This window comes from Janthinobacterium sp. PSRC1-1 (assembly GCF_049897525.1).
GTDB classification, from domain to species: Bacteria; Pseudomonadota; Gammaproteobacteria; order Burkholderiales; family Burkholderiaceae_D; genus Janthinobacterium; species Janthinobacterium tructae.
The window spans coordinates 290735-308934 of record NZ_JAFCWK010000004.1 but is presented as its reverse complement, the minus strand read 5'-3'; the positions used below and the strand labels follow the sequence as shown (position 1 = coordinate 308934).

Annotated in this window: 11 protein-coding genes and 4 tRNA genes; all 15 read right to left on the bottom strand. The window is 57.9% G+C overall.

What is annotated here, in order from left to right:
- Positions 1–471: 471 nt before the first annotated feature.
- Complete coding sequence (gene rpoC / locus ACP7DW_RS10710; RefSeq protein WP_426055001.1) at positions 472–4713, bottom strand: DNA-directed RNA polymerase subunit beta'; 4242 nt, start codon at positions 4711–4713, stop codon at positions 472–474.
- A 122-nt stretch (positions 4714–4835) separates the two neighbouring features.
- A complete protein-coding gene (gene rpoB, locus ACP7DW_RS10705) occupies positions 4836–8942 on the bottom strand; it encodes a DNA-directed RNA polymerase subunit beta (protein WP_071079795.1) in 4107 nt (1368 codons plus the stop codon).
- Between the two features lie 244 nt (positions 8943–9186).
- Complete coding sequence (rplL, locus tag ACP7DW_RS10700) at positions 9187–9558, bottom strand: 50S ribosomal protein L7/L12 (protein WP_010394320.1); 372 nt, start codon at positions 9556–9558, stop codon at positions 9187–9189.
- A gap of 67 nt (positions 9559–9625) precedes the next feature.
- Positions 9626–10168 carry a 50S ribosomal protein L10 gene (rplJ, locus tag ACP7DW_RS10695; protein WP_029496119.1) on the bottom strand — a complete coding sequence of 181 codons (543 nt, stop codon included), beginning with the start codon at positions 10166–10168 and terminating at the stop codon, positions 9626–9628.
- A 319-nt stretch (positions 10169–10487) separates the two neighbouring features.
- Complete coding sequence (rplA, locus tag ACP7DW_RS10690; protein WP_071079797.1) at positions 10488–11183, bottom strand: 50S ribosomal protein L1; 696 nt, start codon at positions 11181–11183, stop codon at positions 10488–10490.
- Complete coding sequence (gene rplK / locus ACP7DW_RS10685; RefSeq protein WP_034753131.1) at positions 11183–11617, bottom strand: 50S ribosomal protein L11; 435 nt, start codon at positions 11615–11617, stop codon at positions 11183–11185. Before rplK ends, rplA begins: the two co-directional genes overlap by 1 nt.
- Positions 11618–11733: 116 nt before the next feature.
- Entirely contained in the window at positions 11734–12360 is a 627-nt protein-coding gene (nusG, locus tag ACP7DW_RS10680; protein WP_034753130.1) for a transcription termination/antitermination protein NusG, read from the bottom strand.
- On the bottom strand, positions 12360–12743 hold the full coding sequence (gene secE / locus ACP7DW_RS10675) for a preprotein translocase subunit SecE (protein WP_035823944.1): 384 nt from the start codon (positions 12741–12743) through the stop codon (positions 12360–12362). The genes nusG and secE overlap by 1 nt, the downstream gene beginning before the upstream one ends.
- A gap of 32 nt (positions 12744–12775) precedes the next feature.
- A tRNA-Trp gene (locus ACP7DW_RS10670) sits at positions 12776–12851 on the bottom strand.
- A gap of 66 nt (positions 12852–12917) precedes the next feature.
- Entirely contained in the window at positions 12918–14108 is a 1191-nt protein-coding gene (tuf, locus tag ACP7DW_RS10665; protein WP_070345915.1) for an elongation factor Tu, read from the bottom strand.
- A gap of 88 nt (positions 14109–14196) precedes the next feature.
- Positions 14197–14271 (bottom strand) — tRNA-Thr (locus ACP7DW_RS10660).
- Between the two features lie 43 nt (positions 14272–14314).
- A tRNA-Gly gene (locus ACP7DW_RS10655) sits at positions 14315–14388 on the bottom strand.
- A 70-nt stretch (positions 14389–14458) separates the two neighbouring features.
- Positions 14459–14543 (bottom strand) — tRNA-Tyr (locus ACP7DW_RS10650).
- 233 nt (positions 14544–14776) lie between these two features.
- The gene (locus ACP7DW_RS10645; RefSeq protein ID WP_426055002.1) at positions 14777–16423 is read right to left on the bottom strand and encodes a response regulator; all 1647 of its coding nucleotides are present in this window, start codon (positions 16421–16423) and stop codon (positions 14777–14779) included.
- A gap of 122 nt (positions 16424–16545) precedes the next feature.
- Positions 16546–18141, bottom strand: coding sequence for a DUF3369 domain-containing protein (locus ACP7DW_RS10640; protein WP_426055003.1), 1596 nt, complete (start codon positions 18139–18141; stop codon positions 16546–16548).
- Positions 18142–18200 lie beyond the last annotated feature (59 nt).

Here is an 18200-nt window from a genome sequence, read left to right as displayed (position 1 = left end):
AAAAAAAACGGCACCCGAAGGTGCCGTTCTTGTCAGCTGACAGCGTAGATTACGCTTCGTCGCCGTGGTGTTGCTGGCTTTCGATAAGCCAGCAAATCTTCGGTGGCTTCACTGGCCAGGGTGGCCTTATCGACCGGCAGCGGGGCTTGAGACTCCTCCACTTCCCACGCTGCCTTCTGCTTGCGTGTGCGCTGGACATGCGCCGTACGGACAAAAAAACGGCACCCGAAGGTGCCGTTCTTGTCAGCTGACAGCGTAGATTACGCTTCGTCGCCGTGGTGTTGCTGGCTTTCGATAAGCCAGCAAATCTTCGGTGGCTTCACTGGCCAGGGTGGCCTTATCGACCGGCAGCGGGACTTGAGACTCCTCCACTTCCCACGCTGCCTTCTGCTTGCGTGTGCGCTGGAAATGCGCCGTACGGACAAAAAAACGGCACCCGAAGGTGCCGTTCTTGTCAGCTGACAGCGTAGATTACGCTTCGTCGCCGTGGTGTTGCTGGCTTTCGATATCCTGCAACGCTTCGGCAGCTTCGCCGGCCATCGAGGCTTTCTCGGCCAGCAGCAGTGCTTGACGCTCTTCCACTTCCCACGCTTCTTTTTCTTTGCGTGCGCGGTGGAAGGCCAGGCCCGTACCGCCAGGAATCAGACGGCCGACGATGACGTTCTCTTTCAGGCCGCGCAGACCATCGCGCTTGCCCATGATCGCCGCTTCGGTCAGCACGCGGGTGGTTTCCTGGAACGATGCGGCCGAGATGAACGAATCGGTCGACAACGAAGCCTTGGTAATACCCAGCAGAACGTTTTCGTAGGTCGCAGGAATTTTGTTTCCGGCTTCCATCAGGTCGTTCTGATCCAGCAGTTCCGAACGCTCAACCTGCTCGCCAACGATGTAGTTGGTGTCGCCGGCATTGACGATCTGTACGCGGCGCAGCATCTGACGCACGATCACTTCGATGTGCTTGTCATTGATCTTCACGCCTTGCAGACGGTACACGTCTTGCACTTCGTCGACGATGTAACGTGCCAGCGCTTCGATACCCAGCAGGCGCAGGATGTCTTGCGGATCGGCCGGGCCGTCCACGATCATCTCGCCCTTGTTCACGACTTGGCCGTCATGCACCAGCACTTGTTTGTCCTTGGTGATCAAGAACTCATGCTTGTTGCCGTCCATGTCCGTGATTTCCAGACGCTGCTTGCCCTTGGTTTCTTTACCGAACGCAACCGTACCCGTGACTTCCGCCAGCATACCGGCATCTTTCGGCGAGCGCGCTTCGAACAGTTCCGCAACGCGTGGCAGACCACCGGTAATATCGCGCGTTTTTTGCGATTCGGTAGGAATACGTGCCAGCACTTCACCGACCGATACCTGTTGACCGTCCTTGACCATGATCAGCGCGCCGACCTGGAAGCCGATCGCCACCGAGTGTTCGGTGCCGGCGATCTTGACTTCTTCGTTCGCTTCGTTGATCAGCTTGACTTGCGGACGCAACGTTTTCGTCAACGAACCGCGACGTTTCGCATCGATCGCCACCAGGGTGGACAGACCGGTCACTTCGTCGACCTGACGGGCGACGGTGACGCCTTCTTCGACGTTCTCGAAACGCACTTGACCGGCGTATTCGGTAATGATCGGACGGGTCAGCGGATCCCACGTTGCCAGGGCCGTACCGGCCTTGATGACCATGCCGTCCTTGACGATCAGGGTCGCGCCGTACGGCACTTTATGACGCTCACGCTCACGGCCATGGTCGTCGGTGATCAGCACTTCGCCGGAACGGGAAATGACGATTTGCGCGCCCTTGCCGTTCGTCACGTAACGCATGGTTGCCGTGAAGCGGATGGTACCGTTCGACTTCGCTTCCACCGACGATGCCACTGCCGCACGCGATGCCGCACCACCAATGTGGAACGTACGCATGGTCAGCTGGGTACCCGGCTCACCAATCGACTGCGCTGCCACCACACCGACGGCTTCGCCGGCGTTGACCAGCATGCCGCGGCCCAGGTCGCGGCCATAGCACTTGGCGCACAGGCCGAAGCGCGTGTCGCAAGTCAGTGGCGTACGGACCTTGACTTCATCGATGGACAGACGCTCGATCTCTTCGACCATGTCTTCGTCCAGCAGCGAACCGGCTTCGTACAGCGTTTCCTGGGTTTCAGGATGGACGACATCGTGCACGGTAACGCGGCCGAGGATACGGTCGCGCAGCGCTTCGATGACTTCACCACCTTCGACCAGCGCCTTCATCAGCGCGCCGTTCATGGTGCCGCAATCGTCCTCGATCACCACCAAGTCTTGCGTCACGTCAACCAGACGACGTGTCAGGTAACCGGAGTTCGCCGTTTTCAGCGCCGTATCGGCCAGACCTTTACGCGCACCGTGGGTCGAAATGAAGTACTGCAACACGTTCAGACCTTCGCGGAAGTTCGCGGTAATCGGCGTCTCGATAATCGAGCCATCCGGTTTGGCCATCAGACCACGCATACCGGCCAACTGACGAATCTGGGCTGCGGAACCGCGCGCGCCGGAGTCGGCCATCATGTAAATGGCGTTGAACGATTCTTGCGTCGACTTGGTGCCGTCGCGGCGGATCACGTCTTCGACTTTGAGCTGGTCCATCATGGCCTTGCCGACTTCATCCGAGGTTTTGCCCCAGATATCGACTACCTTGTTGTAACGCTCGCCGGCGGTCACGAGACCCGAGGCGTATTGCTGTTCGATCTGCTTGACTTCCGATTCGGCCGCCGCGATCAGGGTGACTTTTTGCGGCGGTACCAGCATGTCGTCGACGCAGATCGAGATACCGGCGCGTGTCGCCAGGCGGAAACCCGATTGCATCAGTTTGTCTGCGAACACCACGGTGGCGCGCAGGCCGCACTTGCGGAACGACGTGTTGATCAGCTTGGAAATTTCTTTCTTTTTCAGCGCGCGGTTCAGGACGGAGAACGGCAAGCCTTTAGGCAGAATTTCCGACAGGATCGCACGGCCGATCGTCGTTTCGTAGCGGGTAATCGTTTTCTCGAATTCGCCCGTTTCGGCGTTTTTCGGGTATTCGGTAATACGCACGGTCACGCGGGTCGTCAGTTCGACTTCCTTGTTGTCGTAGGCGCGGATCACTTCCGAGACGTCAGGGAACATCATCCCTTCGTTCTTCGCATTGATCGCTTCACGCGTCGCGTAGTACAGACCCAGCACGATATCCTGCGACGGCACGATCGACGGTTCGCCGTTCGATGGGAACAGGATGTTGTTCGATGCCAGCATCAGGGTGCGTGCTTCCATCTGCGCTTCGATCGACAGAGGAACGTGGACCGCCATTTGGTCACCGTCAAAGTCGGCGTTGAATGCGGCGCAGACGAGTGGGTGCAACTGGATGGCCTTGCCTTCAATCAGGACTGGCTCGAAAGCCTGGATACCCAAGCGGTGCAAGGTTGGTGCGCGGTTCAACATGATCGGATGTTCGCGAATCACGTCTTCCAGGATGTCCCACACGACCGGCTCTTGGATCTCGACCAGCTTTTTCGCCGCCTTGATCGTGGTCGCCAGACCCATCAGTTCCAGTTTATTGAAAATGAATGGCTTGAACAGTTCCAGCGCCATCAGTTTCGGCAAGCCGCACTGATGCAGTTTCAATTGCGGGCCCACGACGATGACCGAACGACCGGAGTAATCGACGCGTTTGCCCAGCAAGTTTTGACGGAAACGGCCGCCCTTGCCCTTGATCATCTCGGCCAAGGATTTCAGCGGACGCTTGTTGGCGCCGGTCATCGCTTTGCCGCGACGGCCGTTGTCCAGCAGCGAATCGACCGCTTCTTGCAGCATGCGCTTTTCGTTGCGCGTGATGATCTCTGGAGCGCGCAGCTCCATCAGGCGTTTCAGACGGTTGTTACGGTTGATGACGCGGCGATACAGATCGTTCAGATCCGAGGTCGCGAAGCGGCCACCATCCAGCGGTACCAGCGGACGCAGTTCCGGCGGCAGCACCGGCAGCACTTCCATGATCATCCAGTCAGGCTTGATGCCCGAACGTTGGAACGCTTCCAGCACTTTCAGGCGCTTGGCGTATTTCTTGATCTTGGCTTCGGATTTCGATTCCTTCAGTTCCACGCGCAGGGTTTCGGCATCGCGGTGGATGTCGATCGAGCGCAGCAGTTCACGGATACCTTCGGCGCCCATGAAGGCGGTGAAGTCGTCGCCGTACTCTTCGTACTTGGCGGCGTAGTCGTCTTCCGACATGATCTGGCACTTCTTCAGCGGGGTCATGCCTGGATCGGTCACGACGTATGCTTCAAAGTACAGCACGCGTTCGATGTCCCGCAGGGTCATGTCCAGGACCATGCCCAGGCGCGACGGCAGCGATTTCAGGAACCAGATGTGCGCGGTCGGCGAGGCCAGCTCGATGTGGCCCATGCGCTCGCGGCGCACCTTGGCCAGCGTGACTTCGACGCCGCACTTTTCGCAGATCACGCCGCGGTGTTTCAGGCGCTTGTACTTGCCGCACAGGCATTCGTAATCCTTGATCGGGCCAAAGATCTTGGCGCAGAACAGGCCATCGCGCTCAGGCTTGAAGGTACGGTAGTTGATGGTTTCCGGCTTTTTGACTTCGCCGTAGGACCACGAACGGATTTTCTCAGGCGAAGCGAGACCGATCTTGATTGCATCGAAGGTCTCGTTGGTCTGTACTTGCTTGAATAGATCGAGCAGTGCTTTCATGTATCACTCCAGAGGTGATTAAATTTCTATATTCCTGAGACTACATTGCCCGGCGTGGTTTCCCAGCCGGGCTTTGTGTTTCCCAAACCAAATGACGCTTATTGAGTCAATAAGCCTGTCTTTTAGTTGCGTTCGAGGTCGATATCGATACCCAGCGAACGGATTTCCTTGACCAGCACGTTGAACGATTCCGGCATGCCGGCGTCGATCACGTGGTCGCCCTTGACCAGGTTCTCGTACACTTTGGTACGTCCATTCACGTCATCGGACTTGACGGTCAACATCTCTTGCAAGACATACGACGCGCCATACGCTTCCAGTGCCCAGACTTCCATCTCACCGAAACGCTGACCACCGAACTGGGCTTTACCACCCAGCGGCTGTTGCGTCACCAGCGAGTAAGGACCGGTCGAACGCGCATGCATCTTGTCATCAACCAAGTGATGCAGTTTCAGCATGTGCATGACGCCGACAGTGACCTTGCGCTCGAACGCTTCACCGGTGCGACCGTCATACATGGTCACCTGGTTCTTCGACGGGGTCATGCCCAGGTTCTTGGCGATGTCGTCCGGATACGCCAGGTCCAGCATGCGGCGGATCTCTTCTTCGTTCGCGCCGTCAAACACTGGCGTGGCGAATGGCACACCTTTTTTCAGATTCTCGGCCAGTTTCATGATCTCTTCATCATCAAACTTGTCCAGATCTTCCGCGCGGCCATTGTCGTTGTAGATCGTCGTCAAGTACTTGCGCATTTGCTCGACCTTGGTTTGCGCCTTCAGCATTTCGCCGATGCGGATACCCAGACCCTTGGCAGCCCAGCCCAAGTGAGTCTCGAGAATCTGACCGACGTTCATCCGTGAAGGAACACCCAGCGGGTTCAGCACAACGTCGGCTGGCGTGCCGTCGGCCATGTATGGCATGTCTTCCACAGGAACAATACGGGAAACCACACCCTTGTTACCGTGGCGACCTGCCATCTTGTCGCCCGACTGCAGGCGGCGTTTCACGGCCAGGTACACCTTGACCATTTTTTGCACGCCTGGTTGCAGCTCATCGCCTTGCGTCAGTTTCTTGCGCTTCTCTTCGAAGGCCAGATCGAACTGGTGACGCTTCTCGTTGATCGATTCCTTGATCGCTTCGAGCGCTACCGCTGCATCGTCGTCCGCAGGGCGGATGTCGAACCAGTGGTATTTGTCCAGATCGGCCAGGTATTCCTTGGTGATCTTGGCGCCTTTGGCCAGCTTTTTAGGGCCGCCGTTGACAACTTTGCCGATCAGCATTTTTTCCAGACGCTGGAAGGCATCGCCTTCCACGATACGCATCTGATCGTTCAGATCCAGACGGAAGCGTTTCAGTTCGTCATCGATAATTTGCTGAGCGCGCTTGTCGCGCACGATGCCTTCACGCGTGAAGACTTGCACGTCGATCACGGTACCGATCATGCCCGAAGGCACGCGCAGCGACGTATCTTTTACGTCCGAGGCTTTTTCGCCGAAAATCGCGCGCAGCAGCTTCTCTTCCGGGGTCAGCTGGGTTTCGCCTTTCGGCGTCACTTTACCGACCAGGGTGTCGCCGGCCTGGACTTCAGCGCCGATGTAGACGATACCGGACTCATCCAGACGTGCCAGCTGATTTTCAGCCAGGTTCGAGATGTCGCGCGTAATTTCTTCCGCGCCCAGTTTCGTGTCACGGGCAACGACCGACAACTCTTCGATGTGAATCGAGGTGTAGCGGTCGTCCTTGACGACGTTTTCCGAGATCAGGATCGAATCTTCGAAGTTCAGACCATTCCATGGCATGAACGCCACGGTCATGTTCTGGCCCAGTGCCAACTCACCCAGGTCGGTCGATGCGCCATCGGCGATCACGTCGCGCTTGGCAACACGGTCGCCCACTTGCACGATAGGACGCTGGTTGATGTTGGTGTTCTGGTTCGAACGGGTGTACTTGATCAGGTTGTAGATGTCGACGCCCACTTCACCAGCGGTGGCTTCGTCATCGTTGACGCGAATCACGACACGGCCCGCATCGATGTAATCGACGATACCGCCACGCAAGGCTTGCACGGTGGTGCCCGAGTCGACCGCAACGGTGCGTTCGATACCGGTACCGACCAGCGCTTTTTCAGGACGCAAGCAAGGCACAGCCTGGCGTTGCATGTTGGCGCCCATCAATGCACGGTTTGCATCATCGTGTTCGAGGAACGGAATCAGCGAGGCAGCGACGGAAACGATCTGGCCTGGCGCCACGTCCATGTACTGGATGCGCTCCGGGGAGACCAGGATGGTTTCGCCAGCTTCACGGGCCGAGACCAGTTCATCGGACAGCGTGCCTTCATCGCTGATGGTCGCATTCGCCTGAGCGATGATGTAGCGGCCTTCTTCGATGGCGGACAGGTAGTCGATCTGATCGGTAATCTTGGAACCTTCGACCTTGCGGTACGGGGTTTCCAGGAAGCCGTATTCATTCAGGCGGGCATACAGAGCCAGCGAGTTGATCAGACCAATGTTCGGACCTTCCGGTGTCTCGATCGGGCAGACGCGGCCGTAGTGGGTCGGATGCACGTCGCGCACTTCAAAGCCGGCGCGTTCGCGTGTCAGACCGCCGGGTCCCAGAGCCGATACACGGCGCTTGTGGGTAATTTCCGACAGAGGATTGGTTTGGTCCATAAACTGCGACAGCTGGGACGAACCGAAGAACTCGCGAATCGCAGCCGAAATCGGCTTCGAGTTGATCAGGTCGTGCGGCATCAGGTTGTCCGCTTCGGCTTGGCCGAGGCGTTCCTTGACGGCGCGCTCAACACGCACCAGGCCGGCGCGGAATTGATTCTCGGCCAGTTCGCCCACGCAACGTACGCGACGGTTACCCAGGTGATCGATATCATCGACTTCGCCGCGGCCATTGCGCAGTTCCACCAGGATCTTGATCACGGCCAGCACGTCTTCGTTCGACAGGGTCATGGCGCCGGTCAGTTCATCGCGGCCAATGCGGCGATTGAACTTCATGCGGCCCACGGCCGACAGGTCGTAGCGGTCCGAGTTGTAGAACAGGCCATTGAACAGCGCTTCAACGGAGTCTTCCGTTGGCGGTTCGCCTGGACGCATCATGCGGTAGATCGCCACTTTCGCAGCCATCTGATCGGCGGTGTCGTCGATACGCAGGGTTTGCGAGATGTAGGCGCCCTGATCCAGGTCGTTGGTGTACAAGGTCTGGATTTCGGAAATGCTGGCATCGCGCAGGCGGCCCAGCAGGTCTTCCGTCAGCTCATCGTTCGCGGAAGCGACGACTTCACCGGTGTCGCCATCGACGATGTTCTTCGCCAATACGCGGCCCAGCAGGTAATCTTCCGGTACGGAAATGTGCTTGATGCCGGCAGCTTCGATATCACGCACGTGCTTGGCGTTGATACGCTTGTCTTTCAGCACCAGGGTCTTGCCCGACTTGTCGACGATGTCAAAGCGCGCCACTTCGCCGCGCAGACGTTCGGCGACGAATTCCATTTCCGCGCCTTCGGAGCGCAGGTTGAAATTGTCGAAGACAAAGAAATTGGCCAGGATTTGCTCATGCGACATGCCGATGGCTTTGAGCAGGATCGTCACTGGCATCTTGCGGCGGCGGTCGACGCGGAAGAACAGGATGTCTTTCGGGTCGAACTCGAAGTCCAGCCACGAACCGCGGTAAGGAATGATACGCGCGGAGAACAGCAGTTTACCGGACGAGTGAGTCTTGCCGCGGTCGTGCTCGAAGAACACGCCAGGCGAACGGTGCAGCTGGGAAACGATAACCCGCTCCGTGCCGTTGATCACGAACGAACCGGTGGTCGTCATGAGCGGCAATTCGCCCATGTAGACTTCCTGTTCCTTCATCTCTTTGACGACAGGCTTGGTTGGCGATTCCTTGTCCAGGATCACCAGACGCACTTTCGCGCGCAGCGGCGACGCGAACGTCAGGCCACGTTGTTGACATTCTTTGACGTCAAAGGCAGGATCGCCCAGAACGTACGACAAGAATTCGAGACGCGCAAAACCATTGTGCGACACGATAGGGAAAATCGAAGTGAAAGCCGACTGCAGGCCATCATTCTTGCGGCCGGACGGTGCTATGTCCTCTTGCAAGAAGCTATGATAAGACTCGAGCTGGGTCGCCAGCAGGAACGGAACGTGGTGAACGTTGGCGCGCTTCGCGAATGATTTGCGAATGCGTTTCTTCTCAGTAAATGAGTAGTGCATGGACACTCCGTGAGTGACAGAAAGGATAGAAAATTCAGGTTTTGCAAGTGTTCGTTTGCACCGCTGCGTGTGACACAGACGAAACCTCAAGGCTCTGCTTTCCGGCTTGAATCGAATAAAAACTGCTGCTGCAACTACATGACAAATACGATGCAGACGACAAAGGAGCCAAAGTCGGATTTCCCCCCTTGCGAGGGGAAACCTCAGACTTTGACTCGGGCGCTAACTGCCGCCGGTACAGATATTACTTGATCGAAGCGGTTGCGCCGGCTTCTACCAGTTTCTTCTGTGCTGCTTCAGCGTCAGCTTTCGACACTGCTTCTTTCACAGTTTTTGGTGCGCCATCGACCAGGTCTTTAGCTTCTTTCAAGCCCAGGCCGGTGATTTCGCGAACTGCTTTAATGACGCCAACTTTGTTTGCGCCGAAGCTGTCCAGAATGACGTTGAATTCGGTTTGTTCTTCAGCAGCTGCTGCTGGGCCTGCTGCAGGACCGGCCGAAGCCATTGCTGCTGCGGACACGCCGAATTTTTCTTCGAATGCTTTAACCAGGTCGTTCAGGTCCATTACGGACATGGCGCTAACTGCTTCCAGGATATCGTCTTTGCTAATTGCCATTTTGAAACTCCTAAATTTATTACGTTAGTTACATCAGATTGGTACTGAGAGAAAAAAGCGCGCGCAATTAAGCGGCTGCTGGGGCTTCTTCTGCTGCTGCTTCTTCTGCAGGAGCTTCGGCGCCTTCGCCTTTTTTCGCTGCCAGGGCAGCCAGACCACGTGCAAAGCCCGAAACCGGAGCCAGCATAACGCCCAACAACTGCGAAATGAGGACTTCACGGCTAGGAATGCTCGCCAACGCGGTGACAGCAGCTGTATCCAGCGGCTTGCCTGCGTAGTTACCTGCTTTGATGACCAGTTTGTCGTTGGTTTTAGCGAAGTCAGCGATGACTTTAGCTGCTGCAACGGCATCGGCCGAGATCGAGTAGATCAACGGGCCGGTCATGGCATCTGCCAGGCTGGCGAATGCGGTACCTTCAACGGAGCGACGAGCCAGAGTGTTTTTCAACACACGCAGGTACACGCCTTGGGCACGCGCTTTAGCACGCAGTTGCGTCAAGTGACCAACCTGGATGCCACGATATTCGGCCACGACGATCGTTTGCGCATTTGCTACTTGTGCGGAAACTTCGGCGACGACGGCCTTTTTGTCATTCAGATTGAGACTCACGGTCAACCTCCTTAAATGATGTTCGGCAATCACAACCGAGTGGTTGAGCGCCTTGCATCGGTTCGAACACGGCGTCCGAAGTCAAGAAGTACTAAACTGAGCGGATGAATTCACGCAGCATGAGGACTACAAAACTTGTTCGGGTACACCATCTGCGTTGGGCACCTGCCGTTGCCGGCAAGCCTATTAACCTTCTGCATGTGCGATCGCAGTCGGCCCAACGGTCTTTGATTGTCTGCCTGCCTGGTGCGAACACCGGACAGACAGCCCAAAGATGCGCCCGCAGCGCCCGCAGGCGCCACAGGACTTGATTCTTTACTTAAGCTGCCAGGCTAGTCTGGTCAACACGGACGCCAGCGCCCATGGTCGACGACAGCGAAACTTTGCGCAGGTACACGCCTTTGCTCGATGCTGGCTTGGCTTTGTTCAGTGCGTCGATCAGTGCGACCAGATTCGATTTCAGATCTGCGTCAGCGAACGATTTACGGCCGATGGTAGCGTGGATGATACCGGATTTGTCGGTACGGTACTGAACTTGACCGGCTTTCGCGTTTTTCACGGCGGTAGCGACGTCAGGAGTAACAGTGCCAACTTTCGGGTTAGGCATCATGCCGCGTGGGCCCAGGATCTGACCCAGGGTACCAACGATACGCATGGTATCTGGCGAAGCGATAACGATATCGAAAGGCATGTCGCCGGCTTTGATACGCTCAGCCAGGTCTTCCATACCAACGATGTCGGCGCCAGCTGCTTTAGCGGCTTCTGCTTTTTCGCCCGACGCGAAGACTGCCACGCGTACGGTTTTGCCGGTACCAGCTGGCAGCACGACGGAGCCGCGCACCACTTGGTCGGATTTCTTAGGATCAACACCCAGTTGTACCGATACGTCGATCGATTCATTGAACTTGGCCGTTGCGCACTCTTTGATCAGAGCGACAGCGTTGTCGAAAGCGTACACTTTGGTACGGTCGACTTTGGCTTTCAAAGCCTTGATACGTTTGGATAACTTAGCCATTATACAACACCTTCCACCGTGATACCAATCGAACGAGCGGAACCAGCGATGGTGCGTACAGCAGCATCCATGTCGGCAGCGGTCAGATCAGGGGTTTTCAATTTAGCGATTTCTTCAGCTTGTGCGCGGGTCAGCGTACCGACTTTGTCGGTATGTGGCTTCGGCGAACCTTTGGTGATCGCAGCAGCTTTTTTGATCAGGTAGGTTGCTGGAGGCGTCTTCATCACGAACGTGAAGGACTTGTCCGCAAACGCGGTGATCACGACTGGAATCGGCATGCCTGGCTCCAGACCTTGGGTCTGTGCATTGAAGGCTTTGCAGAATTCCATGATGTTCAGACCACGTTGACCCAGAGCTGGACCGATTGGTGGGGATGGGTTTGCTTTACCAGCTGGTACTTGCAGCTTGATAAAACCAATGATTTTCTTTGCCATGATGGCTCCTATCTTGGATTGAGTAGTAGCGCCCCGCCGATCCTACCCTGGCGGGGCTCCTCTGACCGGATTTCGCTGTTACTACCGCGACGCTCCTGGTGGCGCTTGATACAGACTTAAACTTTTTCGACCTGGCCGAATTCGAGCTCCACCGGAGTAGCGCGGCCGAAGATGGTGACCGAGACGCGCACTTTGGATTTCTCATAATTGACTTCTTCGACATTGCCGTTGAAATCGGTGAACGGACCATCCTTGATGCGCACTTGCTCGCCCACTTCGTACAAGGTTTTTGGACGGGGCTTTTCAACACCTTCCTGCATCTGCTTCATGATGCCGTCGATTTCGCGCGCGGAGATCGGCGTCGGCTTGTTCGACTTGCCACCAATGAAACCGGTAACCTTGCTGGTGTTCTTGACCAAGTGCCAGCTCTCGTCCGTCATTTCCATTTCAACCAGCACATAGCCAGGATAGAAACGACGTTCGGTGACGGACTTCACACCATTCTTGACTTCGACCACTTCTTCGATCGGCACCAGGATCTGGCCGAACTGGTCTTGCATGCCCGCGCGCTCGATGCGCTCGGTCAGTGCGCGCATGACGCTTTTTTCCATGCCGGAATAAGCATGCACGACATACCAGCGCTTGCTGCTGACTGGCACGCTCAGCGCTGCACCAGTGTCCGCTACCGGAGCGTCGCCCGGAACGGACTCGTCCGCTGCTTCATCATGCACATTTTCGCTCATTATTTTTTCCAACCCAGAATTACGTCATACAACAAAAACTCGAGCAATTTATCCGTGCCCCACAGGAAAATCGCCATGACCAGCACAAAGGCAAACACGATCGCAGTAATCTGCGTGGCTTCTTTGCGGGTAGGCCAAACGACTTTCTTGGTTTCGCGCACAGCTTCTTTGGCGAAATTGAGAAATTCACGGCCGGTCGTCGAGATATACAAGAGTGCAACAGCAATAACCAAACCAGCCACAAGCGCGCTTGCACGCACCAGAGCTGGTTGGCCTGCCAGGTAATAAAACCCGACTACTCCTGCAATCGCAGCCACTATTGCCAGCGCGACTTTTATCTTGTCACTCGACGTGCTAACGGTTTGCACGGATTGATTTGACATTTTTCTACTTTCGGTGCCCTGCACCTTGACGGTGGCAGGGACGGAGGGCATCGAACCCCCAACCTTCGGTTTTGGAGACCGACGCTCTGCCAATTGAGCTACGTCCCTACGTAAAACTTTCGAGGAGTGCTATTCTACCACCCAGGACGCCCCGGGTGGAAGCATAACATTTCCTTATGCGAGGATTTTTGCAACCACGCCGGCGCCGACGGTACGACCGCCTTCACGGATAGCGAAGCGCAGACCTTCTTCCATCGCGATCGGGTTGATCAGCTTGACGGTGATCGACACGTTATCGCCTGGCATAACCATTTCTTTGTCTGCTGGCAACTCGATCGAACCAGTCACGTCCGTCGTGCGGAAGTAGAACTGTGGACGATAGTTGTTGAAGAATGGCGTATGACGGCCGCCTTCGTCTTTCGACAGAACATAGATCTCGCCGGTGAAGTGCGCATGCGGCTTGATCGAACCTGGCTTGGCCAGAACTTGACCACGTTGCACGTCTTCACGCTTGGTGCCGCGCAGCAGCAGACCAACGTTGTCGCCTGCTTGACCTTGGTCCAGCAGTTTGCGGAACATTTCCACGCCGGTGCAAGTCGTTTTGACGGTATCGATAATACCGACGATTTCGATCTCTTCGCCGACTTTGACAATGCCGCGCTCGATACGACCGGTCACCACGGTACCGCGACCCGAGATCGAGAACACGTCTTCCACTGGCATCAGGAAAGCACCGTCAACAGCGCGCTCTGGCGTCGGGATGTAGGAATCGAGGGCATCGGCCAGACGCAACACTGCATCCACGCCCATTTCGCCTTCTTTGCCTTCCAGCGCCATACGTGCCGAACCTTTGATGATAGGCACGTCGTCGCCAGGGAACTCATACTTCGACAACAGCTCGCGCACTTCCATTTCAACCAGTTCCAGCAGCTCTGCGTCGTCGACCAGGTCGCACTTGTTCAGGAACACGATGATGTATGGAACGCCAACTTGGCGGGCCAGCAAGATGTGTTCGCGGGTCTGTGGCATTGGGCCGTCAGCTGCGGAGCATACCAGGATCGCGCCGTCCATCTGCGCGGCACCGGTAATCATGTTTTTGATGTAATCGGCGTGGCCTGGGCAGTCAACGTGCGCGTAGTGACGCGATGCCGTTTCGTACTCGACGTGGGCGGTGTTAATCGTGATACCGCGCGCTTTTTCTTCTGGTGCTGCATCGATCTGGTCGTATGCTTTAGCTTCGCCGCCGAATTTCTTCGACAGAACCGTTGCGATTGCAGCGGTCAGCGTGGTTTTACCGTGGTCGACGTGGCCGATGGTGCCGACGTTGACGTGCGGCTTGGTCCGTTCGAATTTACCTTTTGCCATTTTGAACTCCTAATGATTTGATTAGATTGCTCAGGCACACGCCCGACGGTCTGGTTTGAATTGCTTCTGTGCTGCCTGCTGCGAATTCTGGTGCCCTTGACGTGGATCGAACACGTGGCCTCTCCCTTACCAAGGGAGTGCTCTACCACTGAGCTACAAGGGCTGTAATTTGTTGCATGCGATGCATCAAGCATCTGAACGGAAACTGGAGCGGGTGAAGGGAATCGAACCCTCGTCGTAAGCTTGGAAGGCTTCTGCTCTACCATTGAGCTACACCCGCGAGGTATCGTTCACTTTTCTTCACTTACTTGCTATTACTTTGCTACTACCCAGTTTTCCTTGCAAAAACTTGGTGGAGGGGGCTGGATTCGAACCAGCGTACTCATAGAGAACAGATTTACAGTCTGTCGCCTTTAACCACTCGGCCACCCCTCCGCGGGAACCGCAGAGTATGAAGCATCTACTCACAACTGTCAACCTTATTTACTGATGCCTGACTGCTGCATTTGCGTATAAAGAAGAAGTTGGCTGCTTCGGGGCGTGATTATAAGCTCCCGATTTGAGAATGTGCAAGGGTTGGCGCGAAAAAGTCGGCTTTTTTTCGCATTTTTTTATCGCCCCCGGCTGCAAGCCGCATTTTTCCGTCATTCGCCCCGTATTTCTCCGTGTCACCGGGCGTCAGGCGGATGCATCCAGGCGTTGCCAAGGGGCTTATATTTACGCAACAACTGCTGATGCAAGCCCGATAGCACGGGCAATTTGGGGTTGCGTGGGTCCAGACGGCGCACACCGGCAATAAACGTCAGCGCCTGCTGGCCCATGCGCTCATCCCAGCCTTCGTGTTCCAGGCATTTCAGTACCGCCACGGCCGCATTGAAGACCACTTGCGGATTGTCGGGCAGGCGCGTGACGGCTTCGCCCATCAGATTGACGGCGCCGCGGAAATCGCCTTCGCCCGCCCTGGCGGCGCCCGCGGCCACCATATCGGCCACTTCCTGGCGGCTTTGCCGCGCCAGCGCCTTGGCCAACTCCTCGCGCCCCGCCAGCTCGAACACGGCCATGGCGCGCGTCATGGCCGCGCTGTCGGGCGCATTGCGCATGACTTCACGCATCACCTCGGCTGCGCCGTCTTCGCGCCCGTGCGCCAGGCAGTGGCGCGCCAGCTCCGTTTTCAGCGTATTCGAGCTGCCCACGCTATGCCGGTTGGCGGCCAGGGCGGCGTCGAGCGATTGCTGCAGGCGCTCCTCGTTGCCCGTATGCGCATGCAACATGGCGCCGCACAGGGCGCTGCACAGCTCCGCATTCCTTTGTCCGCCCATCGACTTGTCGAGGTCGCGGATCACGGCGCCCACCTGTAGCGGGTCGCCCTTGCGCACCAGGGTCTGCACCAGGCGCACATGGTCTTCCGGGTCACGGAACTCCGAATACTTGGCCTTGCTGACCACCAGCTTCAGGGCTTTTTCCGCCATCTCGATATCATCGGCCGCCAGGGCCGCCTCGCCCAGCCGGCGCAAGCGGCGCACGGCATGCGGCGACAGGGCCACGGCCTCGCTCAGGGCCGCCTGCGCCAGTTCCGGCTTGCCTTGCGCCAAGTGCGTGCGCGCCAGCCAGTCATACGCGTCAAGAAAACGCTTATTGTTTTCCAGCAACCCTTCCAGCGTGCCCTGCGCCGCCGCGTACTCGCCCAGCAGGAATTGCGTCTTGGCCTGCCCCAGGCGCGCCCAGCCGATGGACTTGGCTTGGTACAGGGCGGCGTAGATCGGCTCGGCGTCGGCCGCCTCGCCGAGCAGCAAATGCAATTCCGCGCGCAGGCGCAGGAAATCGGTGGCGTAGCGGGGATACAGGCTGGCGCCCTCGGCGCAGGCGGCAATCGCCGCGCGCTCATTGCCCACGTCGATCAGTGCATACACGGGCACGAAGGCATTGCGCTTGTCCAGCGCGCGACCGATGCGCTCAAGCATGTTCTCAGCGGTGAAGGGCTTGAGGATGTAATCGGTGGGCAGCAGCTCGACGGCGCTGACTACCTTGGCAAAGCTGCCTTCGCCCGTGACCATGAAGAACATGGTCGACGCATGCATCAATTTATGGTGGCGCAAGTCTTCCAGCATCTGCTGGCCATCCTGCCCGCCGTCGAGGTCGTATTCGCAGAGGATCAGATCATACGCTTTGCTGCCCAGCATGCGGATCGCCTGGCCCGAGCTGGCCGCGTCATCGATCTTCGCCAGGCCGCACAGGTTGAGCATATTGTGCAGGCTGGCGCGCATGCCCGGATGCGGCTCGATGATCAGTGCGCTGAGGCCCTTGAGTTCTTTCATGTCGTAATGTCCGAAAACTCCGCGGCGCGCCACACTGGTGCGTGGCGCCAGCCAGCATGAGGCAGCCGAGTATATGACGGCGCCGCGCGCAAGGGAATGGTGTGCTGCCGAAAAACGCCAACTCAGGTGGTGGCGCGCTCCGGATGCCACAGTTGCGGCTCGTGGTCGATCAGCTCCAGCAGCGCCGTCACCACTTCCGGATCGAACTGGCTGCCGCTGCGCTGTTCGATGTATTCACGCACCTGCGGATACGGCCATGGCTCCTTGTAGGGCCGCTCGTGCAGCAAGGCATCGAAGACATCGACCACGGCAACGATGCGCGCGGCCACGGGAATATCGCGTCCCACAAGGCCATTCGGGTAGCCGGCGCCATCGAAGTGTTCGTGGTGGCCGCCGGCGATCTGCGCGCCATACGTGAGGTAGCTGACACCGTCGACCATGTTGGCGGCCCGCTCGAGGATGGTGCGCCCGACGCCGGCATGCAGCTGCATCTGCGCCCGTTCCTCGTCCGTATGCTTGCCCGGCTTGAGCAGCACGGCATCCGGCGTGGCCACCTTGCCCACGTCGTGCAAGATGCTGGCCAGGCCGATCATGTCGAGCAGCTGCGGCGTCAGCTCATCCGGGTACACGCCGCGCTGCTGCATGCGCCGCGCGATCGCCTCGGACAGCAGCTGCACGCGCCGCACATGGCCGCCCGTGTCGCTGTCGCGGAACTCGGCCAGGTCGGCCAGCGCCACCACGGTCGCTTCCTGCGCCTTGCGCAGCTGGCCGAACATGTACAGGTTGTCGAAGGCGGCGGCGATGCGCTGGCAAAACACTTCCAGCAAGTCGCGCTGGATCTGCGCCAGCGGCCACGGCGGCGTGACGGAGATGGCCAGCTCGCGGTTGCCTTCCGTATGGATGAACAGCACATTGGCCGGATGCTCGAACTGGCTGCGCTTTTCCGCAAACGCCTTGGCGATGGTGGCGGTGAGCGCATGCTCGGCCGGCATGGCTTCCGACTCGGCCAGCATGGCATACGTGCCCGTGGCGGCGACCACCTCAGGCCGCCCGGCACCGCCCTGCATCAGGCACAGCACGCCGTCGGCACCCACGTCGAGGATGGCGCTGACCTGGTTGAGTACGCCGGAAGCGAATTCGCGCAGCGAATGGATCTGGTACAGATTGGTGGCGCCGGCGAGGATCTTGCCCAGGCCAATGCGGCTGCGCTCGAGCATCATCAGGCTCTCGTAGGCACGCAAGGCCGAGATGACGGTGGTAAACAGCTTCTGCGTCGTCAGTTCCGTCTTGGCCTTGTAATCGTTGATGTCGTATTCGATGATGACGCGCTGCTCGGGCGCCTGGCCCGGCTGGCCCGTGCGCAGCACGACGCGCACGATGGCGTTGTTCAGGTCGGCGCGGATGCGCTTGGCGAGGATCAGGCCGGCATCATCCGTTTCCATCACCACGTCGAGCAGCACCAGCGCGATATCGGGCGTGTCGCGCAAGATGTCATACGCTTCGCGGCCGCTGTAGGCAGAGAACAGTTCCAGTTCGCGGCCCTTGAAACTGACATTGCGCAGCGCCAGCCGCGTGACCGCATGCACATCGACATCATCATCGACGATCAGGACACGCCACAGGCGCTGGTCGGGCGCGGCCAGCCCGGCAGGACTGGCCACCGGCTCATCTTCGTCGAGCAGCCAGTTATCATCTGCATCGGCTGTGAGGTCGGTCATGAATACTCCTAAGGGATAAGGTCGATGTGAACGCTGCGTTGACGCATATCAAGCATAAT